At 56.6% G+C, this 23,045-nt stretch carries 20 protein-coding genes; 11 read left to right on the top strand and 9 right to left on the bottom strand.

The features are described from left to right. The first annotated feature begins 47 nt into the window (after positions 1-47). Positions 48-932 carry a carbon-nitrogen hydrolase gene (locus tag CLV84_RS20380; RefSeq protein ID WP_104421691.1) on the top strand — a complete coding sequence of 295 codons (885 nt, stop codon included), beginning with the start codon at positions 48-50 and terminating at the stop codon, positions 930-932. Here CLV84_RS20380 and CLV84_RS20375 read toward each other — a convergent pair. Then, the gene (locus CLV84_RS20375; protein ID WP_211295316.1) at positions 929-4,099 is read right to left on the bottom strand and encodes a TonB-dependent receptor; all 3,171 of its coding nucleotides are present in this window, start codon (positions 4,097-4,099) and stop codon (positions 929-931) included. The two genes, CLV84_RS20380 and CLV84_RS20375, sit on opposite strands and share 4 nt — an antisense overlap. A 100-nt stretch (positions 4,100-4,199) precedes the next feature. Beyond that, positions 4,200-4,679, bottom strand: a complete 480-nt coding sequence (locus CLV84_RS20370) for a YbhB/YbcL family Raf kinase inhibitor-like protein (RefSeq protein WP_146088887.1) — start codon at positions 4,677-4,679, stop codon at positions 4,200-4,202. 95 nt (positions 4,680-4,774) lie between these two features. Between CLV84_RS20370 and nth the strand changes: the two genes are divergently transcribed. Together nth and CLV84_RS20360 are read left to right on the top strand one after the other, a co-directional pair. Beyond that, positions 4,775-5,422 carry an endonuclease III gene (nth, locus tag CLV84_RS20365; protein ID WP_104421689.1) on the top strand — a complete coding sequence of 216 codons (648 nt, stop codon included), beginning with the start codon at positions 4,775-4,777 and terminating at the stop codon, positions 5,420-5,422. A 12-nt stretch (positions 5,423-5,434) separates the two neighbouring features. Beyond that, positions 5,435-7,522 carry an HD family phosphohydrolase gene (locus tag CLV84_RS20360; protein WP_104421688.1) on the top strand — a complete coding sequence of 696 codons (2,088 nt, stop codon included), beginning with the start codon at positions 5,435-5,437 and terminating at the stop codon, positions 7,520-7,522. Positions 7,523-7,537: 15 nt separating this feature from the next. Here CLV84_RS20360 and CLV84_RS20355 read toward each other — a convergent pair whose 3' ends face one another. Together CLV84_RS20355 and CLV84_RS20350 are read right to left on the bottom strand one after the other, a co-directional pair. After that, complete coding sequence (locus CLV84_RS20355; RefSeq protein WP_104421687.1) at positions 7,538-8,218, bottom strand: NAD-dependent epimerase/dehydratase family protein; 681 nt, start codon at positions 8,216-8,218, stop codon at positions 7,538-7,540. A gap of 26 nt (positions 8,219-8,244) precedes the next feature. Continuing rightward, a complete protein-coding gene (locus CLV84_RS20350; protein ID WP_104421686.1) occupies positions 8,245-9,558 on the bottom strand; it encodes an MFS transporter in 1,314 nt (437 codons plus the stop codon). 74 nt (positions 9,559-9,632) lie between these two features. Here CLV84_RS20350 and glmM point away from each other — a divergent pair, with 74 nt between their 5' ends. Next, positions 9,633-11,012, top strand: a complete 1,380-nt coding sequence (gene glmM, locus CLV84_RS20345) for a phosphoglucosamine mutase (protein ID WP_104421685.1) — start codon at positions 9,633-9,635, stop codon at positions 11,010-11,012. 18 nt (positions 11,013-11,030) lie between these two features. Beyond that, positions 11,031-11,834 carry a 3-deoxy-8-phosphooctulonate synthase gene (gene kdsA / locus CLV84_RS20340; RefSeq protein ID WP_104421684.1) on the top strand — a complete coding sequence of 268 codons (804 nt, stop codon included), beginning with the start codon at positions 11,031-11,033 and terminating at the stop codon, positions 11,832-11,834. A gap of 368 nt (positions 11,835-12,202) precedes the next feature. Here the strand turns inward: kdsA and xylA are convergent, their stop codons facing one another. Both xylA and CLV84_RS20330 read right to left on the bottom strand, forming a co-directional pair. Beyond that, positions 12,203-13,516 carry a xylose isomerase gene (gene xylA / locus CLV84_RS20335; RefSeq protein WP_104421683.1) on the bottom strand — a complete coding sequence of 438 codons (1,314 nt, stop codon included), beginning with the start codon at positions 13,514-13,516 and terminating at the stop codon, positions 12,203-12,205. An 86-nt stretch (positions 13,517-13,602) separates the two neighbouring features. Next, positions 13,603-13,962: a gliding motility protein GldC gene (locus CLV84_RS20330; RefSeq protein WP_104421682.1), complete on the bottom strand. Its 360-nt coding sequence runs from the start codon at positions 13,960-13,962 to the stop codon at positions 13,603-13,605. A gap of 119 nt (positions 13,963-14,081) precedes the next feature. Between CLV84_RS20330 and rfaD the strand changes: the two genes are divergently transcribed. The 4 genes from rfaD to CLV84_RS20310 all read left to right on the top strand — a co-directional run bounded on the left by rfaD (position 14,082) and on the right by CLV84_RS20310 (position 17,449). After that, on the top strand, positions 14,082-15,050 hold the full coding sequence (gene rfaD, locus CLV84_RS20325; RefSeq protein ID WP_104421681.1) for an ADP-glyceromanno-heptose 6-epimerase: 969 nt from the start codon (positions 14,082-14,084) through the stop codon (positions 15,048-15,050). 22 nt (positions 15,051-15,072) lie between these two features. Beyond that, positions 15,073-16,071: a class 1 fructose-bisphosphatase gene (gene fbp, locus CLV84_RS20320; protein WP_104421680.1), complete on the top strand. Its 999-nt coding sequence runs from the start codon at positions 15,073-15,075 to the stop codon at positions 16,069-16,071. Positions 16,072-16,077: 6 nt separating this feature from the next. Further along, on the top strand, positions 16,078-17,163 hold the full coding sequence (locus tag CLV84_RS20315) for an acyltransferase family protein (RefSeq protein WP_104421679.1): 1,086 nt from the start codon (positions 16,078-16,080) through the stop codon (positions 17,161-17,163). An 85-nt stretch (positions 17,164-17,248) separates the two neighbouring features. Beyond that, positions 17,249-17,449, top strand: coding sequence for a hypothetical protein (locus CLV84_RS20310; protein WP_104421678.1), 201 nt, complete (start codon positions 17,249-17,251; stop codon positions 17,447-17,449). Here CLV84_RS20310 and CLV84_RS20305 read toward each other — a convergent pair whose 3' ends face one another. The 3 genes from CLV84_RS20305 to CLV84_RS20295 all read right to left on the bottom strand — a co-directional run bounded on the left by CLV84_RS20305 (position 17,450) and on the right by CLV84_RS20295 (position 20,710). Further along, positions 17,450-19,069, bottom strand: a complete 1,620-nt coding sequence (locus CLV84_RS20305; RefSeq protein WP_104421677.1) for a VWA domain-containing protein — start codon at positions 19,067-19,069, stop codon at positions 17,450-17,452. Positions 19,070-19,188: 119 nt separating this feature from the next. After that, a complete protein-coding gene (locus tag CLV84_RS20300; RefSeq protein WP_104421676.1) occupies positions 19,189-19,944 on the bottom strand; it encodes a glucosaminidase domain-containing protein in 756 nt (251 codons plus the stop codon). Between the two features lie 100 nt (positions 19,945-20,044). Further along, on the bottom strand, positions 20,045-20,710 hold the full coding sequence (locus tag CLV84_RS20295) for a cyclase family protein (RefSeq protein ID WP_104421675.1): 666 nt from the start codon (positions 20,708-20,710) through the stop codon (positions 20,045-20,047). Positions 20,711-20,936: 226 nt separating this feature from the next. Here CLV84_RS20295 and CLV84_RS20290 point away from each other — a divergent pair, with 226 nt between their 5' ends. Further along, positions 20,937-21,194, top strand: a complete 258-nt coding sequence (locus CLV84_RS20290) for a DUF4212 domain-containing protein (protein WP_104421674.1) — start codon at positions 20,937-20,939, stop codon at positions 21,192-21,194. Positions 21,195-21,209: 15 nt separating this feature from the next. Continuing rightward, positions 21,210-23,006, top strand: coding sequence for a sodium:solute symporter family protein (locus tag CLV84_RS20285; protein WP_104421673.1), 1,797 nt, complete (start codon positions 21,210-21,212; stop codon positions 23,004-23,006). Positions 23,007-23,045: the final 39 nt, after the last annotated feature.

Genomic DNA, 23,045 nt, shown 5'->3' with positions numbered 1-23,045 from the left:
GAACTTCGGGGCGGGGTTGTTTTGTAACTAGGGTAAGGAAAACCACCATGACAAAATTAAATATCGGCCTGGTTCAGCAGGCTAACTCCGGCGATCGGGCCGCTAACCTGGAAAAAAGTGCAGCCGGTATTCGGCAGTGCAAGCAGGACGGTGCAGAGCTGGTCGTTCTACAGGAACTACACACCGGACTCTATTTCTGCCAAATCGAGTCCGTTGACGTTTTCGACCAGGCGGAACCTATTCCCGGACCGAGTACCGACTACTTCGGTGCGCTGGCTAAGGAACTGGGTGTGGTGCTGGTACTCAGTTTGTTCGAGAGCCGGGCCCCCGGATTATGCCATAATACGGCGGTAGTCATCGAAAAAGACGGTACGGTCGCCGGTCGCTATCGTAAGATGCACATCCCGGATGACCCGGCTTACTACGAGAAGTTTTACTTCACGCCCGGAGACCTCGGATTCAAACCCCTGCAGACCAGCGTGGGGAAGCTCGGGGTACTCGTATGCTGGGACCAGTGGTACCCGGAGGCTGCGCGTCTGATGGCACTGGCCGGTGCGGAAATACTCATCTATCCTACCGCGATAGGTTACGAAAGTACCGACACGGAGGAAGAACAAGAACGGCAGCGGGACGCGTGGATCATCAGCCAGCGGGGCCATGCCGTGTATAACGGGCTGCCCGTTGTGGCGGTCAACCGGACGGGCTTCGAGCCCGACCCGAGCGGTACTACGGGTGGCATCCGCTTTTGGGGGAGTAGTTTCGTCGCGGGACCGCAGGGCGAATATCTTTACCAATCGCCCCGAGATGAAGAGGACGTAAAGGTGGTCACCGTTGACCGCCAGCGAACCCTGGATGTACGCAGGATCTGGCCCTTCTTTCGGGACCGGCGCATCGATGCTTATGGTGACCTACTCAAGCGCTACATCGACTAGAAGCTAAACCGCAGCCCTAACTGCATTTGCCAGCGACTCAGTAAACTAAAGTCATTGGTAAAGGTGGACTGTAAACCGGGGTCAAAGCTGTAGATCGGCGAGCCATCGGCGTTGACGCCGGTAATACCGATCGGCTGCGTAGTCGTAGGAAATTGGCGAACGCCCCAGTTGCTATTGAATAGGTTGCCGATATTCAACACGTCGAGCGTCAACTGAATGCGGTTGGAATTGGTGAACTTGAAGTCCTGGGCAATTCGCACGTCCCAGTTGCTGTACCACGGACTGAGAATCGCGTAGCGTTCAGCGTACTGCCCCCGTCGCTCATTGAGGTACGCATCCTGTTCGATGTAGGCTCCGAAGGCTCGTCGCTGGTCATCCCCCCCCGCAAAACTCATTTGGTCCAGTTCGTCGCTGGTAGGAATGTAGATAAGGTCGTTCAGACCGGAACCATCGTTGTTTATGTCTCCACTATAAGTATAGCTGAACCGACCACCTTCCGCATACTGGAAGAACAGGGCGAGGGTTGTGGCCCACCGATCGTTGGCGCCGTAGGTAAATTGTTTGTTGGCGCTGCCCACTACCCGGTGACGGTTACCGTACAGACTCGGACTGAGTACGGCGCGATTGACGTTACCCAGTGCCGGATTTCTTTCGTAAGCATCGCTGCTGATTTCCGCTTCGATGGAACTTGTTTCGCGGGCGGATAGGAAACTGTAGGCAAGGCTGGTGTAAAGGCCATTCGTAAAACTTCTCTTGATCTCTATACTACCGTTGAAACTGTGTCCGAGGTCAGTATTGGTAAAAACGTACGCATTGGTGGCTCCGCCGAAGGGCCCCTGAGCGCGATCCTCCGGCAAATAAATGCTGCGGCTGTCTACGCCCGCGAGGGTCCCACTGGGGGTGCGTAGTCCGTAGTTGCGCACGATCATAGCCTGCTGATCGGCGGTATAGATCAGGTCCGTGCTGACCGTCCATCCATTTCCTACTCCGAGATCAGCTCCCAAATTGCTGCGCCAGACCTGCGGAAACCGAAAGTCCGGAGCGGTCATGTTGTAGAAAAAGAAATCCGGGTTGGCCACCTGGTTCCCTATCCATACGAAGGGGAAGCGTCCGCTGAACAGACCCGATCCGCCGCGAAGTTGAAAGGACTGGTCACCGTGGACATCCCAATTGAAACCAACGCGGGGGGAAAAGAGAAAGGATTGGTCGGGCAGGTTGGTGTGGTTGAATTGGACGGGTTCGTTCTGCTCATTGTAGTAGGTGACATCAGGAGCGTAAGTACCTCCCTCCGCAACCGTGCCTCCTTTGCGGGCGATATTTTCCTCGATCTTTTCGGCCGTGTTGAAGTATAGCGGTTTGTCAAGACGGATACCCACGGTTACGGTGAAATCCGGATTTAGGTTGATTTCATCCTGCAGGTAAAGTCCGAGTTGCCCCACATTCGTTTCCGCCAGGGCGAAATTGGTACCCCGGTAGCCCTCACCGGAGGCATTCCCCCGCTCAAACGCAGCCCGCGTGCTGGCAACGGTTTCGTCGAAGGTGCCAGCATTCACCGCATCGATAAATGCTTGGGGGCTTGACTGTGCATCGGCATCTACCGGCCCGAAAATACCGGGGTAATAGCCAAGGTTGAAGCTGTTATCAAAGTCAAAGCGTTCCAGGCTGACGCCGGCCGTAAGCGTATGCTGACCGGCAAAGTATTGGAGGTTATTGGTCACCTGGAAGACCCGTTGGTCGAGACGGTTATTGATGGAAAAGGGTTCGTGTCCGACGATGATGTAGTTGGTCCCGTCCCGCTGAATACTCAGGCTGGGAAAGGGAGAACCGAAAGGCTCGCGAAAGTCGGTGTAGGAGGTGTAGCCCACCTGGAGCTTGTTGCTGAACTGTTCGGCAAACAGGCTGCGCCACTCGACGATGCCGGATTGGATCTCGTTGTTGATCCGGTAACCCGAACTGTAATACTGGAGGGTAGTTGCATCGGGGCCTCTGCGGCCTAATGCACTGGGGTGGGCGTTATTGTCCCGACTCGCATTGAGAAAGTTGTAGGTGGCCGTAAGGGTGTTGCCAGGGGCAATGTTCCAGTCGAGCTTGAATAGCCCCTTATCGTTCTTGGTGTCGTGCAAATACCTTTCGTAGGGCCCAGTAGTATACCCGAACCTATCCTGTAGCGCAGTGGAGATCGCATCGAGATCGGACGCCAGCACCCGGCTTACCTGGTCACCGGATCGGCCGGAACGCGCCGCCAGGAAGTTGCTTCCCAGATCCTCGCGTCGCTCCAGCTCGAAATTGGCGAAAAAGAACAGTTTATCTCTGATGATCGGACCGCCGAGGCTGGCACCGGTCTGTACTTGCCGTAGGTCCGGAACGAAAATATCTTCCCCGGCGACGCGACTTCCGGTAAGGTCCTGATTGCGAAAGAAGCCGAATACCGTCCCCTGAAAGTCGTTGCTTCCACTTTTCGTCACGGCATTGATAGCGGCTCCGGTAAAGCCTGCCTGTGTAACATCGTAGGGGGCCAGATTCACCTGAATCTGTTCGATCGCGTCCAGGGAAATGGGCTGGGCGTTACTTTGTCCCCCGGCGGTGGCGGCATCAAGTCCGAAGGGATTATTGAAGATGGAACCGTCTAAGGTGAAGTTGTTGTACTGGTCGTTGCGCCCCCCAAAACTGTTTCCGTCCGCACTGGGAGCGAGGCGGGTAAAGTCACTCGCTGATCGGCTGATGGTAGGAAGCCGTTGTAAGACTTCGGTACTAATCTGGGTGGCTGCTCCCGTACGGTCGCTGTTGATCACGCTATTTTGACCGGCACTGACCACGATTTCATCGAGTGTTTCGCCGTCCGTAGCCAGGGTAAAATCTAGCTGCCGTTTTAATCCGAGCTTAAGTTGGAGATCGGATAGTACCTCTTCCCCAAATCCGATGTAGGAGACGGTGACGGTGTACGGACCGCCTACCCGAAGGTTGTTCAGGTTGTAATACCCATCATCCTGAGCGGTCGTACCATATCGGGTGCCGGTAGGTTCGTGGATGGCCAGCACCGTGGCACCGGGTAGCCCTACGCCATCGGTGTCCGCTATCTGACCGCCAAGGGCCGCAGTGGTAGCCTGGGCTGAAAGCAGGTTGCCAAACAGGATAGACAGTAAAACAGGTAGATAGATTCGCATCATTTGGTATTGAATGCCCGAGATGAGTGTAGTTCGGACAGGCAGGGAATTGCCACCTAAAATACCAAATGAGGCAGAACTTATCGCCGATTCTTTACGGGACCTACCGCGCGTAGTGGGCCGTCAGCCCCGTTTTTCCCAAAATATGCTGGGTAGCCATGAAAACCACTTTTTCAGCCGGGGAGCCGGCCGGGAGGTCGATGGTGTCCGTTCCCAGGGCATAAAGGGTCAAGTGGTAGGCGTGGGCCGCGTCGCCGGGGGGCGGGCAGGCACCTCCATAACCGATTGTCCCGTAACTGTTGCCACCCTCGATGGTTCCTTCCGGCATGCCTTCGGAACTGGCACCGGTAGGCAGGGAGGTTACGCTGGCGGGAATGTTGAAGGCGCACCAGTGGGTGAATCCGGCTGGCGTGGGGGCATCCGGATCGTGGACGAGGATCAGAAACGATTTGGTGCCGGAGGGTGCGTCTTTCCAGGTCAGGTCGGGGCTCAGGTTATTGCCGCCGGCGCCCATTCCATCGAAGACGTTGGCTTTGGGTAGCTGACCCATGAATTGGTTGCTCATTACGGTGAATCCTGGCATAGTGTGGTTTTTGTTTTTCAACTGGCGTGGCCCCCGTAAGTTCGTTGCACCCGCGCCCCGGCGCCCGATTAGTACTTTTGCCGCAAAGCCCCTCCGTGACGAAAGCCGAAAAAGCACGTGATATTCAGTGTATACTGGAAGAATTATATCCGGAGGTACCCATACCGCTGGATCACCGGGATCCTTATACCTTGCTGGTCGCGGTGTTGCTATCCGCGCAGTGTACGGATGTGCGCGTCAACCAAGTGACTCCGTCTCTGTGGGCCGTGACCGACCGACCCGAGATCATGAAGGAAATCCCCGTAGAGGAGATCCGGGAGATCATCCGGCCGTGTGGCCTTTCCCCGTCGAAGAGCAAGGCGATCAAGGAACTCAGCCGCATCATCGACGAGGAGCACGGCGGGGAAGTGCCCCGGACCTTCGCCGAATTGGAAGCGCTGCCCGGGGTGGGCCACAAAACGGCCAGCGTAGTGATGAGCCAGGCTTTCGGCGTACCCGCTTTCCCGGTCGATACCCACATCCATCGGTTGGCATACCGCTGGGCGTTAACTTCCGGCAAGAACGTGGCCAGAACGGAGGCCGACCTCAAGCGGGTGTTTCCACGGGAAGCCTGGAACAAGCTGCACCTGCAAATTATCTTCTTTGGCCGGGAATACTGTAAAGCCAGGGGTCACCGTATGCTGGAATGCCCTATTTGCTCCATCCACGGCCGTCGGTCACTGCTGAAAGGGGAATACCGTTAACTTGTCCGCGGAATGGAAGGATCAAAAGACAACACGACCTGGTCACGCCGGCTCCCCCGGATGCTGCTCGGGGTTACCGCGGTGGTGCTGATCAGCTTGTTGTATCCGAACAACCTGACCTTTCCCTACCAATTCGAGCTCAACCAGACCTGGCAGTACGCCGATCTGACCGCCCCTACCGCTATACCGATCCTGAAGCGGGAAGAACGATTGGCGGCCGATCGGGAGGCGGTGCTGCGCAACCTCACCCCGGTTTACCGCCGGGATACGGAAATAGCCCGGGAGGCCCGCGCGGAATACATCGAGGATTTTTCCCAGGCATTGGATTCGGCCCGGGCGCGCAATAACTATCCCGGCCTGCTTCGGCAACCCGAAGCCCACCGGCTGTACGGACTCGAACTACTGGACCGAATTTACCAGCGGGGTATCGTTCGCTTGCGTACCGAAGACGAGGCCCGGTCAGGTATGGCATCCGTCATCCAGATCGTAGACGGTAGCCAGGTTAATACCCGAACCATCGGACAGGTATTTACGACCCCCGGAAGAGCCCGGCAGTGGCTCACCGACAGCATCCTGTACACCCGGCTGGCGGCGCCGGATTTCTTGGTTCCGCTGCTGGAAGATAAGTTACGCTACAATGTGATCTACAACGACAGCCTCACCAACCGGCTACGCGAGCAGACGCTGGAGGCGGTAAGCCCATTCGACGGGCTGGTGGAGCAGGGGGACATCCTGGTACGCCAGGGAGAGGTGATTTCGGACAATGTGTACCAGAAACTGGCCAGTTATCGCCGGCTGTACAACAGCAACCTGCAGGGAACCACGACTTACCTGTCCGTATTTACGGGTTACACCCTGATCGTTGGGTTGGTCATCTTGTTGCTCTTTCTTTACCTCCGTACTTTCTTCCCGCTGGTGTACGTGCGGATCAAGAATCTTGTCTTCATCCTGCTCTGGCCGTTGCTGTACGCGATCATGGTGCGCTCGATCGAGCTGGCACCGGGATGGAGTGCGTACGTGGTACCATTCTGCATCGTACCGATCGTCATGCGGATCTTTTTCAACGAGCGGCTGGCCTTCTTCGTGCACGTGGCGGTCGTGCTGATCGCCAGCTTTCTAACTTCTCTGGGGTACCCCTATACCTTCTTGTCGATCATGGCGGGAGTAGTGGTAATCTTTATGGACATCGATACCCGCGACTGGTCTCGATTCTTCAGCAGCCTGATCCTGCTGTTTGCCTTTTACCTGTTCGGCTACGTCGGGATCCAACTGGTGCAGGGGGCCGGGTGGTCCGGAATCAATTACGTGGATTTGCTGTGGTTGGGGCTGAATGTTTTCCTGGTGTTACTGGCTTATCCGCTAATTCCCTTGCTGGAGCGCTTCTTTGGCCTGATCTCTCCCATTACCCTGGTCGAACTCAACGATATGAACCGGCCGCTGCTGGAGAAACTGGCGCGTCAGGCCGCCGGTACCTGGCAGCACAGCCTGAACGTGGCGAACCTGGCAGAACGGGTGGCCAGCGAGATCGGCGGCAACAGCCTGATGGTACGTACGGCGGCGCTCTACCACGATATTGGGAAGCTTAAAAATCCGGAGTACTTTATAGAAAATCAGACCGGCCCGAACCCCCACGACCGGATCACCGACCTGGAAAGTGCCAAGATCATCATCGATCACGTTAACGAAGGAGTCAAATTAGCCCGGGCGGCGGGACTTCCCGACGTGATCATCGATTTCATCCGGACCCACCACGGTACCACTCGCACGGAATACTTTTATCGTAACCACATAAAGAATCACCCCGAGCGCGAGGTAGACGAGCCATACTTCCGTTATGACGGGCCGCTGCCCGTCACGAAAGAGCAGACCATTCTGATGCTTGCCGATAGCGTGGAGGCGGCTTCCAAGTCGCTGAAGCAGCCTACGGAGGCGGAATTGTACGACTTGATCGACAACATCATCCGCGGAAAGCTTACGAACGGTCAGCTGGTGCAGAGTCACCTGAGCTTCCAGGAACTAGAGGCGTTGCGACGGATCTTCCGGTCGGTGTTGAAGAGTTCACACCAGCTGCGAATCGCCTACCCGGAAGAAGAGGAATAATCGGTTGCTCCCTAACTAGGCTACTACCAGAGAGGCGGCGCCGTGGAAATGGACCCCCGGGGCGATAGTCTGGGCGGAATCGATCATGTGTTTGGCGAGAACATCCACGTCGGTTGGGTTATAGTCTCCCAGCAGGGTAGGAGAAAAACTGCGGATGGCGCGGGTAAGACCGGCGGCTAGTTTTTCACCGAGCCGAAGTTCCTCTCGATTACCGACGAGTACCCCGGGGCGGAAAACATGGGTGGCCCAAAAATCCAGACGGGTAATGGCTTCTTCCATTTCGCCCTTCGTGCGGGAATAGAGGAAGCGGCTATTCGAACTGGCTCCGGCGGAGGAAACGACCAGGCACTGATTGGCTCCCGCGGCCTGGGCGAGCCCGGCGGCGTGTACGACATATTCGTAATCCACCCGTTTGAAGGCTTCCTCGCTACCGGCTTTGGCGATCGTGGTGCCGAGAGCGATGAATACATCCTGGCAGCGGAATATGTCACGGTACCGTTCCAGGTTGTCAAAACTGATTAGCGGATTGTCGAGTTTTTTATGGTCCAGGTGCAGGCGACGGCGCGTAGGGGCAATGACGCGTCGGTAAGCCCCATGTTTCAGCAGCTGGGAAAGGAGCTCGCTGCCCACTAGCCCGGTAGCTCCGAGCAGGAGGGCGGTTTTTCTGCTCGCCACGATTTCCATTCCTTTTTCCATGCCCCAGGTAAACCGCAGCTACCAGATCAGGTTTGCGTGGCCCGCGGCTTTAGCTGAAAGCGAGAAAGAAAGAACATACCGGCTACGAAGAAAAGGGCCAGAATCAGGATACTCGTCCGCATACTTCCGGTCAGGGCGTCGAGAAAACCGAAAATGAAGGTACCCAGTACGATGGCAACCTTTTCGAGGACATCGTAGAAGCTGAACCAGGAGGTCGTATCCACCCGGCGGCCACTGGCGTCCACGTCCGGGGGGATGACTTTGGCGTAGGTCGAGCGGCTGAGCGACTGGATGCCCCCCATTACCAGCCCCACGGCTCCGGCGATAAAATAAAATTGCAGCTTTCCGTCGACGAAATAGGCTAGCACGCAGATGATGGTCCAAATGACCAGCTCTACGTAAAGCGCGAATTTGTTGCCACGGGCTTCACTGATTTTGGCGGCGAGGTAGGCGCCCGCAATTGCGACGATCTGGAGAATGAGGACGACGACGATCAGTTCCGCCGTCTCGAAGCCAAGCTCCTTTTTAGCAAAGATGCTGGCCAGGAAAATGATGGTCTGAACTCCCGCCGAGTAGCAGAAGAAGGCGATCAGGAATTGCTTGGCATCCGCGTAGTCGGTGAGCCGGCGCCAAACGCCCATCAGCTCCTCCCATCCGCGTGAGGCCATGTCGGCGATGCCCGTTCCCGGGATGCGTACATCGTCGGGTAGCCGGGAGAGGGAAATGTAGGCAAACACGAGCCACCAGATGCCGACGGTGACGAAGGCGATCCGTACCGAAAGGGTTCCTTCCGCCGGCAACCCGAACCAACCGGGTTGCTGCACCATCGCCAGGTTCAGCAATAGCAGAAGGACGCTGCCGATATAGCCCATCGCAAATCCCCTGGCGCTGAGTCGGTCGAAGCGGTCCTCCGTGGCGATCACGGGCAGAAAACTATTGTAAAAGACCAATCCGCCGGCAAATCCGATGAGCCCGATGATAAAGCCCAGGCTTCCGATCCACATTGTTTCCATGCCCGTGAAGAAGAAGAGGCTCAGGCAGCCCAGTCCCCCCATAGTCGTAAAAAACTGGAGAAAAAACTTTCGGCGGCCACCGGCATCGGCGATGCCACTGAGCACCGGAGAAAGGAGCGCGATGATCAGGTAACTGAAGGTAATGAGGTAGGCGAACCAAGAACTGTTCGTAAAGGGAATACCAAGTACGGTAAACGATTCGTCGATGACCCCCTCGAAGTAGGGCGGAAAGATAGCGGTGGTAATAACCAGGGCGAAGGCAGAGTTTGCCCAGTCGAAAAGCGCCCATCCGTTCAGGGTCCGGGGGTCGTTAAGGGGTCGGTCCATTATCCAAAGGTAGCCGGTTCACGGTCGTTATGGTTACCTTGGCCCACCCTAAGCGTAAAGAAAAGCTTGCCTGAATGCCCCTAATAAAAAGTATTTCCGGTTTCCGCGGCACCATCGGCGGAAAGCCCGGAGAAAACCTCACCCCCGAGGATGTTGTCACTAGCGTGGCAGCGTACGCGGATTGGCTCCTGCGCTCCGGCGCCAACCCGACGGTAGTCATCGGGCGAGACGGTCGTCCCTCCGGTGCCGTGGTTTCCGCCCTCACCGCCGCTACTCTCCAGAGTATGGGCATCGATGTGATCGACTGTGGCCATGCCACGACCCCAACGGTGGAAATGGCCGTAACGAGCCGTGGCGCCGGTGGGGGGATCATATTATCCGCCAGTCACAACCCCAAGGAATACAATGCCCTCAAATTACTAAATTCGGATGGCGAGTTCATCAGTCACGAGGAAGGGCAGGACCTCATTCGGACGGTGCAATCCGGGTCAATCAGCTATGCTACGGTAGATAATCTGGGTTCCTTGCAGCAGGACACTTCGGCCCTCGCGGACCATATCGAAGCCGTACTGGCCCATCCCCTGGTGAACGTTGACGCCATTCAGGCGGCTGGCTACCGGGTGGTGCTGGATGCGGTCAACAGTGTCGGGGCTATTTCCATTCCCCCCCTATGTGAAGCACTTGGCGTCGCATGTCAGGTGATCAACGAAACCGTCAACGGGCAATTCGCCCACAACCCGGAGCCGCTGCCGGCCCACCTGCAGGACCTCATCGCGGTGGTAAAGGAGCGCGACCTCGATCTTGGTATCGCCGTCGATCCGGACGTCGACCGACTGGCACTGATCGGGCCGGGGGGGAGATGGATCGGCGAGGAATACACGCTGGTCACCGTAGCCGATTACGTACTGGCCCGGGATCCCGGACCGGTGGTTAGTAACATGAGCAGCAGCCGGGCGCTGGCGGATGTGGCCGCCGCTCACGGGCAAACGTACCATGCCTCCGCGGTGGGAGAAGTGAATGTCGTGGCTAAAATGAAGGAAGTAGGGGCCACCATCGGCGGCGAAGGCAACGGCGGTATTATCGATCCTCGGTTGCACTACGGCCGAGATAGTTTGATCGGACTGGCGCTGGTGCTGAGCCACCTGGCGACCAGCGGCAAAACGATCAACGAGTTCCGGGATTCGTACGTCCACTACGAGATGGTGAAGGACAAGATCAATCTCGACCCGGAACTGGATCTGCCCGACGCACTGAATGCCATGGAGGCCCTCTACCCGGATACCCCAAAATCTAATATCGACGGGCTCAAGCTTGACTTTCCGGACGGTTGGGTTCATTTACGTGGATCGAACACCGAACCGATCGTCCGGGTATACGCCGAGGCCAACACCCAGGCCCGTGCCCAGGAACTGGCCGGGGAAGTAAAGGCTCGATTTATCGAAATGACCCGTTGACCCCATACTAAAAATAGCATGCAGCTTAACCACCAAGACTCCGGCAATTTTTTCCTGATCGCGGGTCCCTGCGCGATAGAAGGGGAGGAGATGGCCTTACGGATCGGGGAGCGTATCCTGGAAATTACGGACACCCTTCAGATTCCCTTTATTTTCAAAGGCAGCTACCGCAAAGCAAACCGCAGTCGGATCGACAGCTTCTCGGGCATCGGCGACGAAAAAGCACTTACGATTCTGCGTAAGGTCGGCGAAACATTAGGCGTACCTACCACGACCGACATCCACGCCGACGAAGAAGCAGCCATGGCCGCCGCATACGTGGACGTACTTCAGATTCCCGCTTTCCTATGCCGGCAAACCTCCCTGTTGGAAGCCGCTGCGAAAACCGGCAAAGTGGTCAATATCAAGAAGGGGCAGTTCTTGAGTCCGTCCGCCATGCAGCACGCCCGCCAAAAGGTGGTGGACAGCGGAAACGACCAGGTCTGGCTAACGGAAAGAGGAGTCACCTTCGGCTATACCGACCTGGTGGTGGACTACCGGGGAATACCGACCATGCAAGACTATGGCAGCCCGGTTATTCTTGACTGCACCCATAGTCTGCAGCAGCCCAACCAAAGTAGTGGTGTGACGGGCGGACGGCCCGCCATGATCGAAACCATCGCGCGGGCGGGGGTGGCGGTAGGCGTAGACGGGTTGTTTTTAGAAACGCACTATGCCCCGGCGGAAGCTAAGAGCGACGCGGCGAATATGTTGCCGCTCGACCAACTGGAAAGTTTGCTTAGGAAATTGGTCGCGGTGCGCCAGGCGGTGAATGGATTCTAGCGAGCGGGTTGAAGTTTTCTCGTGGGGGCCGGTAGGTGCAGATTGATCCAGTCCCAAAGGGCTACCTTCTGTGAGCATTCGGGGATACTGGAAAGCCCGATCGCGCTGCCGGGCTCCGACTGATTAACTTGCTCGCCGGATTTGGCCGGTAGCGTCGCTGGGTCATGCATTCCTTCCCGGCGTCTTCTCCTTTCCCAAAATGAAGAATGCCGCCCCTAATGGTGGCGGCATCCTAACCGTAGGTGTTACGGTTGACCGTTGTGAAATTTACTTTAATGGGTGAGCAAACGATGGGTGCCAGGAACTGGATTGGTGCCAGTGCCCGGTCCCACGGTTAGTCACGGGGCCATCAACGGATCCGACCGTTCTTACATATACTGTGCGATCAGGTTTTCGTAGCGTTCCTGCCGGCCGCTGGTCTGCTTCGGTTCACCACCGGCAAGTCCGATCTTAGCCAGGTCTTCGAGGCTAAGTTCTCCCGATTCGTACTTCTTACCGTCGCCACCGTCAAAGCTGGCGTAGCGTTCCCGGCGCATTTCCCGGAATTTGGACTTATTCAGGACGCGATCTGCGGCGAGCAGGGCACGGGCGAAAGTATCCATTCCGCCGATGTGGGCGTGGAAGATATCCTCCAGGTCGGTCGAGGTCCGCCGGGTTTTAGCATCGAAGTTGACGCCGCCGCCCTGTAACCCACCGGCTTCCAGGATAATGATCATCGCTTCGGTAAGCTCCTGGACGCTGGTTGGGAATTGGTCGGTATCCCAGCCGTTCTGGTAGTCACCCCGGTTGGCATCGATGCTACCCAGGAGGCCCTGGCTGGCGGCTACCGCCAGTTCGTGCTCGAAGGTGTGCTGAGCGAGCGTAGCGTGGTTGACCTCGATGTTCAGCTTGAAATCGTCCAGAAGGTCGTACTGGCGCAGGAATCCGGCAACGGTGGCGCTGTCGAAATCGTACTGGTGCTTGCTGGGTTCGAAGGGCTTGGGTTCAATGAAGAAGTAGCCTTTGAAGCCCTGGGCCCGCGCGTAATCGCGTGCCATGGTGAGGAAACGGCCCAGGTGGTCTACCTCCCGCTTAAGGTCGGTGTTCAGTAGGCTCATGTATCCTTCGCGGCCGCCCCAGAAAACGTAGTTCTCTCCCTTCAGCTTGATGGTTGTGTCGATGGCCGACTTTAGCTGGGCGCCGGCGTAAGCTACGACCTGGAAATCGGGGTTCGTGCTGGCGCCGTTCATGTAGCGTGGGTGGCTAAAGAGGTTAGCGGTTCCCCAGAGTACCTTCTTCCCGGTCGCCTGCATTTTCTCCGCGATGTAGTCGGAGACCTGGTCGAGGCGTTTGCGGTAGGTAGTGAGGTCGGCGCCGGCTTCCTCCAGGAGGTCTACGTCGTGGAAGCAAAAGTAGTCGAGACCGAGTTTGTCGAGAATTTCGAATCCGGCATCTGCGGCGTTTTTTGCTTCTTGGACGGGGTCTGCGTCACCCAACCACGGGTAGTTGGCCGTTCCGGGGCCGAAGGGGTCACCGCCGGTGTTCCGGAGGGTGTGCCACCAGGCCATCGCGAATTTGAAATGCTCGGCCATGGTTTTGCCGGCGACGCGCTGGTCCTTCTGGTAGTATTTGAAAGCCAGCGGGTTATCGCTTTCCGGACCTTCGTACTGGATCGTTGGGATGGATTTAAAGTATTCTGCCATAGTAGGATCTTATGCTTTGTGCCGCCGAAGGTAAGTTAAGCGCGCTAAACGAGCGGCCTTTACACAATCGATTCCGTTACCCGTGCTCATTCTTCCTTCGGGATGGCACCGGTGGCTTGTCCGAAATAGAAGACGAATTGTTGCATTTGGTTGGCCAATTCCTTGTTCTGGGTAGCCCGGAAATAGGTGTCGGCTAAACCCCGGAGGGTTTGGTAGAACATCCGGTCCATTTCGAGTACCTGCATCTCCTTGGTCCAGAGATCGATCTTCAGCGTTTCTTTGGTTTGCTCGTCGAACAGACTCAGCAGCATGGCTTTACAGGCCTGCGATTGGGGACCTGCCGGATTATCGCTTGCCGACCAGGTCATGGTGACGGGCATGTTGGTTTCATCAAGTCCGACGTCAACGATGATGCGGCTCTTCTTTTTTACGTTGGGGTTTGCCATGGTAGTCGTTTTGGCGCAAGGTAGGGTAGTGCAGTCAATAGGGACTATCACCCATTCGCGGAGCGCCGCTGCTCCACTGGGAACCGACGAATACCGTACTTTACCGACAAATCGGACCTATGTTTCTTCTCACCGGTGCCAACGGTTTTATCGGAAGCGTTTTGGTGGCTCAGCTTAATGCGCTGGGTATCAGGGATCTCATTTTAGTGGATGACTTCCAACATTACGAAAACAAGACGCCGAATCTGGAGGGAAAGGATTTCTTGGTCAAAGTAGAAAGGGATACGCTGTTCACCATTTGGGACCAGGAGCAGTGGCCACTAGAGGGGGTGTACCACCTGGGTGCCCGTACCGATACGACCGAAACCGACGTTCGCATTTTCGACAGGTTGAACCGGGAGTTCAGCATGGAAGTCTGGAACCGTTGCGCCAACGCCGGTATTCCCCTGGTATACGCCAGCAGCGCCGCTACCTACGGTGACGGTACACGGGGTTTTTCCGATCGGACCGATCCCGATACCCTGGAGCCGCTGAACGAGTACGGCCGTAGTAAAAATGACTTCGACGCCTGGGCCGCGGCCCAGCCCACGGCACCGCCGGCATGGTACGGCCTCAAATTTTTCAACGTGTACGGCCCGAACGAATACCACAAGGACCGTATGGCCAGCGTGGTATGGCATACCTACCGCCAAGTGCGCGCCACCGGTAAGATGAACCTTTTCCGCAGCCACCGGGACGATGTCGGTGACGGGGAGCAGTCGCGTGATTTTATCTACGTGAAGGACATCTGCCGGGTCTGCTATTTCCTCATGCAGCATCGACCGCAACCGTACGGGCTATACAATCTCGGCACGGGAAAAGCACGCAGCTTTCGCGACCTGGCGGAAGCTACCTTCCGGGCAATGGGGAGGGAAGTCGATATCCACTACGTGGATACCCCAGAAGATTTGCGTAAAAACTACCAGTACTTCACCGAAGCCCGTATGGAAAAATTACGCGATGCGGGTTACGACCAAGCCTTTACCTCCCTGGAAGAGGGCGTAAATGAGTACGTTCGCAACTACCTTACCCCACAGCAATACTACTGACCCAACCATAAGCAAGTAAGGAATGGAACACCATCCGCAGACATTAGGCGAATTCATCATCTCCAACCAGAAGGACTTCGAGTATTCGTCCGGTGAGCTAACCCGCTTGTTGAACTGTATTCGGCTAGCGGCCAAAGTGGTTAACCACGAGATCCGCCAGGCGGGCCTTGTCGACATCACCGGTACCATTGGCAACGTCAATGTTCAGGGAGAAGAACAGAAAAAGCTGGACGTATTTGCCAACGACGTCTTTATCAATGCCCTGACGAATCGCAATATCGTCTGCGGCATCGTCTCCGAGGAAAACGAGGACTTCATTACCATCAGCGGCGCCAACAATGCCCACCGGAATAAGTACGTGGTGGTAATGGATCCGCTGGACGGCAGTTCCAATATCGATGCCGGCGTTTCCGTCGGGACCATTTTCGGTATTTACCGCAGAATTTCACCCGAAGGTACGCCGGTCACGCGGGAAGACTTTCTGCAGCCCGGCAACATGCAGGTAGCGGCCGGTTACGTGATCTATGGTACGTCGACCATCCTGGTGTACACCACCGGCAACGGGGTGAACGGATTTACGCTGAATCCCGCAATAGGCACCTACTACCTTTCCCACCCGAATATCCGCATGCCTGAGCAGGGGCGGGTGTACTCGGTCAATGAGGGGTATTACGTCCACTTTCCCCAGGGGGTTAAGGACTACATTAAATACTGCCAGAAGGAAGAGGATGACCGCCCCTACACGAGCCGGTACATCGGAAGTATGGTTAGTGATATCCATCGGAACCTCGTGCAGGGAGGGATCTACATCTACCCGAAGAGTTCCGAACGGGAAGACGGCAAGCTGCGCCTGGTTTACGAATGCAATCCCATTGCATTCATCGTGGAGCAAGCGGGCGGACACGCTACCGATGGGCATGGCCGGATACTGGATATTAAACCGCAGGACCTTCACCAACGCGTTCCCCTTTTCGCCGGCAGCAAAAAAATGGTGGAAAAGGCCATGTCCTTCCTTAAATAGTTACCTATGAAAGACAGGATCATCTCGGTGGATTTGATGCGTGGCCTGACGATTGCCGCGATGATCCTCGTCAACAACCCGGGAAGCTGGACCGACGTATACGCTCCATTCCTCCACGCTCCCTGGCATGGCTATACGCCCACCGATTTGGTGTTCCCGTTTTTCCTATTCCTGGTAGGATGCTCGATCGCCTTCGCTTACCATCACCGGCTTCCCTCCGCGGCAACGTACCAAAAAATTGCCGTAAGGAGCATCAAGCTCATCGCCCTGGGGCTTTTCCTCGGTGCGTTCCTGCTCTACCCGCCCTTTCTCAAGGCCTGGTCGGAAATACGGCTGCCCGGGGTGCTGCAGCGTATCGGTCTGGTATTCCTGTTCGCGGCGCCGCTGGCGTTGCACCTGCGCACCGGCGCCCTCCTGGTCGTGTCCGTTGTTATTCTCCTGGGCTACTGGGTGCTGCTTGGATACATCCCCGTGGAAGGCGTATTGCCCACCTACGAGCGCGACGCTTTTAACTGGGCACTGTACGTCGACACCACCGTGCTGGGTAGCCATACCTATAAACCGGACTACGATCCGGAAGGGATACTCAGTACGTTTCCCGCCGTCGTCAGCAGCTTGATCGGTGTCGTAACGGGACGATTCCTCTTGACGGAGCGGACGGATAAGGTCAAAGTCATGCTGCTGGGAGGTGCCGGATTGGTGTTGTTGGGGCATCTATGGGGACTGGTATTCCCGATCAACAAAGCACTATGGACCAGTTCCTTCGTGCTCGTGACCGGCGGGTGGGCGTTGCTGGTTCTGGGTGCCATCTACTACACGACCGACGTGAGAGGATGGGTATGGGGTAGGGTGTTTATCTACGCCGGTGCGAATGCCCTGATTCTTTACTTTCTTTCCAGCTTTTTTGCCAAGGTTTTTGGAAGTATTCCGGTGGGGGATACCTCTCTGCACGGCTACCTTTACCAGCAGATTTTCGTCCACGACTTTCTGCCGGACAAACTTTCGAGCTTGCTCTACGCAGTCGTCCTGGTGCTCTTTTACCTCGCCCTGGGCGTATGGCTCTACCGGAAAAAGATCTTCTTCAAAGTGTAGTCAGCCCGCGAGACGCCGACGTAGGCCGTCCAAAAGCGAACCGAACCCCGGAGGGCGGTTAGCATTTATAGGGTAAAGTCTCCCTATGTACCGCTATTTATCTACCGCTCTGTTCAGTATGCTCGCCTTTGGATTGCTTGCGCAGGCGGGCGTCGACGTCAATCCTCCCACCGATCCGGATCCCGGAGTCGGTGAATCACCTACTTTGTGGATATTGCTGGCCCTCGTCCTGCTCGGCGGTTTGTTTTTTCTCCGCAGCCGCACGAAACGGGTCGGTAGGGATTGATCAGCGCGCGGCGATAGTGGCCAGTCCACGGGTCAGCTCGCGGATCACCCCCCGCTGGTCCGGGTCGTATATCCAGTTGGTGTCGAAACGGCCGAGTAATTCGGCGTTTGCTTCCCGCGCGAGGGCGAGGCTGTGGAACTCAGTGGCCTTGTTGTGTTGAAAGAACGCGACTTCATCCAGTATTTCCCGGTCGATCTTGTACATCACGAAATCACTGATCATGAGTACATCCGCGTCTTCGTAGTCGTGGCTCTTCAGTTGGCGCAGCGCTTCGTAAAGGGCGAGGGTGGCGTCGGTACCGCCGTAGAACGACATGCGCAGGAACTTAGCTAGCTCGTCCAGGGAATTAGCAACGTCGTGCAGGTCCAGCGTCTTGATCCCCGTGCTAAAACTGATTAGGTACGCCCGGCGATTCGTATTGATGGCCATTTTCAGGATGCCGAAGGTCAGCACTTTGGCGATTTGCTCGGCCCGGCCCATCATCGACTGGCTGGTATCCACGCAAACGATGAAGGGCCCCCGTTCCCGTTGCTTGATTCGGTGGTGGACCTCCATTTCCTGGGTATCACTGCGGGTAAGTTTCCGCTCCTCATACCGCAGGGTCAGCAGGCTTTGGTCCGCGAATTTCTTTAGAAAGGCCGTTTCCGTATCGGGGCGGCTGAGGAGGGCGGCTTCCGAACTGAGAATGTGACTGAGGTCGCTGCTTTCGTGGACACCGACGATTTCCGACTTACCCAGCGGATCGACGGTCCACTCCTGGCGGACGATCGTTTTTTCGAAGCTTTCCTCTTCGATCACGATTTCCGCTTCCCGCATCTTTCCGAGTAGATCCGCCAGCTGCCGCAAACTGTCCTCGTCTGCGAGCAGCTCGTTGTATTCCTTGAGTACGTCAAAACTGGTGGCTTGCCATAAATCCCGGCTCATATCCCAGCCGAGGTAATCGGTGAAAGGATCGAGAATGGAAGTGAGCTGCCGGTATTCTTCCACCTTTTGCTCCAAGCGTTCCAGGTAGTGCGCTTTCGCCTCTCCCAGTTTACGGAGCTGGTAGGCTAGAATCCGGGCCTGCAGGAGGGCGTCCCACTGCGCCAACAGATCGGTCAGGATGCGGTCGAAGTTTTGGTGATCCGAACCGGTCCAGTCTTCGGCGGCCTTCTGGTAAAAGGTTTGCAGTCGGTCTTCGTAAAAGAAGGTGTCCAATTCTTCGCGGGTATACTCACTACGCAGGAATTGGATCAAATGGGGGTAGCGGTAGCGGAACGCCTTGGCAGGGGTTACCGACCACCCTTGCAAAAAATCGAGTTCCTTGCCATAGGGGTGTTTCGCCTCCAACTTTTGGAAGGTCTTCTTGATCCAGTAGAGGGTATCGAGTACGATCTGTCGGGTGATGCTGGCATTGTTGGCGCAGACAAAAAGAAGCTGGTCGATGGAAAAAACCTCCTCGATGGACTGTTGGAAGTAAAGACCATACTGGTCATTCAGGTTTCCTTCGGGTGGGGGCGTGTTGGTGATCTTCGAACGCATGTACTCCACCAGGTAACGGCGGGTACGGCGATCCAGCAGGTTTCCGAATTCAATAAAGCGCTGAAATTCCGATTCGAGTACATCGTCTACCGTGGGCATGTCTAGGTAACTCCCAAATTCAGGGGTAGTTCAGGAAAAGAAAGGGCCGCCGACCGGTAAACGGAAGGCGGCCGATAAAACCACTTAGAGAAAAAAATAATCGTTGCGTTAGGGACCACTTACAGGTCGGCCAGGTCATATGCCTCGATCACGGCGTTCAATTTTTGTCCGTACTGCGGGTCACGGCTGTAGCCGGTACGGACGAGCGCTTCGATGTACTGTTGGTAATTGACGGATTCGTGGGCCAATTCGGGGAAGCGGCGCTCCATCAGTTGGCTATGGGCCCGCCAACTGGTCCAGGCATTGTCGTATCGGGTGGCCGACGTACTCATGGGGAAGTGGTTGTTGTTTTCCCGGGCCTCCATCGATCCCCCCGCCTGACTCTCCACGATCGCCATGGCCATTTTGGCCGGGGCGGGAATGGCAAACTTTTCCGCTTCCGTGCGGGCTACCCGCTCGAACCGCTCGATGTAGGCCAATACGGCCGTACGGTCGTAATCGGCTACACTCCATAGTTTTTTCGGAGCCGACGCGGGTGCGCTTACTCCGGGAATAAGACTGAAGGTGGAGTTCGTCTCCGTGTCGGACGCAACACCATCGGTTTCGGTAGCGGGTGCACCGACGGAGACGGTGAAGTCGATCTGTTTCTGGGTGATGACGAAAGCGGCGATAGCGATCAAGCCCAGCCGGAACCACGTAAGTCGCAGCCGGGTCATCCAGCTAGGGGGAATGTATTCCGTCTGCGCCGCGCGGTGGCGCGCTGAAGTAAACAACTGTCTGCCACGGGTACGCAGGCGTTTAGCCAGCAGCGCCCAGTTGATGTTAAGGATTTTACCCTGCGTCTCCGCGTGAGTGGGAGTAGTATCGAATGCCATAACCGTGTGAATTTTTTGCAACCGTATCCCGGATCAGTGGGACATGATACAAATATAACACGTATTGTTTTAATTGGCAAAATATAACCAACAAAAAGTTTTATTGATGTTTGCGGATAAGAATCCGGATAGGGGAGGCGTCACCACCCGCAATCTTCAGCGGGAGGCAGATCATTTCATAGTCCCCCTCGCTTACGTTTCGCAGGTCAATCCCCTCGATGATCCAGACTTGCGCGCCCATCAGCGTCCGGTGGGTTTGGGGGTTACCGTGGTGAAACGGACCGACCGACAGGTAGTCTACACCGATCAGTCGGAGCTTTCGTTTACCGATCCAGGCGGCGGCATCCGGGCCGATGGCATGGTAGTGGCGGTCGAAATCCTCCTGCAGCCAATTGGCTTTATTACTATTCTGGGTGCGTAGAATAAGCCGCTCGCCCTGTTTGACCGGCCGGGTACGGGCTTCGTAGGCGTCCAGGTCTTCCGGGCGCACTTCGGCTTCGGGATTTACGTCGGCAATTCGGACCGGGCCCATGCCAACCTCGAAAGGAGCCTGTGAAATATCAATTCCCTGGGCCAGAAAATGGCTCGGTGCGTCCATATGCGTACCGCTGTGCAGGCTCATGTGCAGTACGGAGACCATGGCGGAATCTCCGCAGTGAATACAGCTGAGGGTTTCCAGGTCCGTTTGCGGCTGCCCCGGCCAGCCGGTCATACCTTCAAAGATCGGGTAGGTAACGTCCGTCCAACCTTCATACCACATCGCCATTAGCCGTAATTCTATTGTTATTGCAGGGGTAAGGGAAAAACGCCTAAATGGTTGAAGCCGATCCACAATAAATGAAAAAGTTGGGGGCAAAAGTTTTTGCTTTGGTATCCTTCGAATTATCTTGGTCGGGTATTCGGCGCGTACCGCCGTTAAGAATCGAGTCGATCGTGCAAATTTTTCGACTGGCCATTACCTCTTTCACTACCCGTACTATAATTCTTGCGTGATGGCCTTACCCAGAGCATACGACCGTTACTGGCGGACTAATCTGAGGTATTTAGCGATTTTATTAACCATCTGGTTTGCCGTCAGCTTCGGCTGCGGCATCCTTTTGGTCGATGAACTCAATCGATTGCGTATCGGTGGGGCAAAGCTGGGGTTCTGGTTCGCGCAGCAGGGAAGCATCTACGTTTTCGTCGTGCTGATCTTCGTGTACGTGTACTTGATGAACCGTCTTGATCGCCGTTATGGCGTCAATGAATAGTCGCATTTCCCGAGCATGAGCGTACAAGTCTGGACTTACCTGATCGTCGGTGCCACCTTCATCCTTTACATCGGCATTGCCGTGTGGGCGCGGGCGGGATCCACCCAGGAGTTTTACGTGGCCGGCGGCGGCGTCCACCCGGTGGCTAACGGTATGGCTACGGCGGCCGACTGGATGAGCGCCGCCAGTTTCATTTCCATGGCCGGCATCATCAGCTTCGCCGGTTACGACGGCGCGGTTTACCTGATGGGATGGACCGGCGGCTACGTGTTGCTGGCCCTGCTGTTAGCACCCTACCTGCGGAAATTCGGCAAGTTTACCGTGCCGGATTTTATCGGCGACCGCTACTATTCCAATGTCGCCCGTACCGTAGCCGTCATCTGCGCCATCATCGTGAGCTTTACCTACGTAGCGGGTCAGATGCGCGGGGTAGGGCTGGTCTTCAGTCGGTTCCTCGAGGTAGAAATAAATACCGGCGTGTACATCGGCACCGTCGTGGTATTCTTCTACGCCATCATGGGCGGAATGAAGGGCATCACCTACACCCAGGTCGCCCAGTACTGCGTGCTGATCTTCGCCTACATGGTGCCGGCAATCTTCATCTCCCTCCAGATGACGGGCAACGTGATTCCGCAACTGGGTTTCATTGGCGACATCAACGACGGCTCGGGCATGGCCCTGCTGGACAAGCTCGATCAACTGCACACCGAGCTGGGCTTCGCGGAATACACCAGTGGCACCAAATCGACCACCGACGTTTTTGCCATCACCCTCGCCCTGATGGCCGGGACGGCGGGCTTACCCCACGTGATCGTCCGCTTTTTTACCGTTCCCCGGGTGAAGGACGCCCGCATCAGCGCAGGTTGGGCGCTACTCTTCATCGCCATACTGTACACTACGGCACCGGCCATCGCTGCCTTCGCCCGCACCAACCTGATCGCCACCATCAACGAGCAACCGTACGCCGAACTTCCCCCCTGGTTCGCTAAATGGGAGGAGACCGCCCTGGTAGCCTGGCAGGATAAGAATGGTGACGGCCTCCTGCAGTACGGGCCCGGGGAGGCCTTCGTCGGGGCGGTCGATCAGGTAAGGGATGGCGCCGGAGCGCGGGAGCAAGGCCCATACGGAGAAACCCTCCTCAACAACCTACCCACCGACAATCGCAACGAAGTTTACATCGACCGGGACATCATGGTGCTAGCCAATCCGGAGATCGCCCAATTACCGGCGTGGATCGTCGCACTGGTTGCCGCCGGCGGATTGGCCGCCGCCCTCTCTACCGCCGCAGGCCTTCTGCTCGTCATCAGTACCGCCGTAAGCCGCGACTTGATGCGCATGCAGATCAAGCCGAACATGAGTGAAAAAGAGGAGCTCTGGTGGGCCCGCGGCGGTGCGGCCGCGGCGGTGCTCGTGGCAGCTTACTTCGGGGTCAATCCCCCGGGTTTCGTAGCCGCTACCGTGGCCCTGGCCTTCGGACTCGCTGCCGCCAGTTTCTTTCCCGCCATCGTGCTCGGTATTTTCGATAAGCGCATGAACCGGGCCGGCGCGGTGTCGGGAATGCTCACCGGCATCATCCTGATGTTCGGCTACATGGCCGTTTACCGATTGGGGTGGTTTGTTGATCAAGTCCCGCCGGAGTCGGACTGGTGGTTCGGCATCAGTCCGGAAGGGTTCGGCAGCGTCGCCATGGTCGTCAATCTTGCCGTAGCCCTGGTGGTCAGTCGGGTCACCCCGCCGCCGCCGGAAGACGTACAGGAAATCGTCGAAACCATTCGCATCCCGAAGGGAGCCGGAGCGGCCATCGATCATTAAGATACTTTGGAAGTAGTTGTGTAATCAAAACCGGAGCTG

This window comes from Neolewinella xylanilytica (genome assembly GCF_002934605.1).
Lineage (GTDB): Bacteria > Bacteroidota > Bacteroidia > Chitinophagales > Saprospiraceae > Neolewinella > Neolewinella xylanilytica.
Note: the sequence above shows the minus strand (reverse complement) of the source record. Positions and strands in the feature narration are given on the sequence as shown.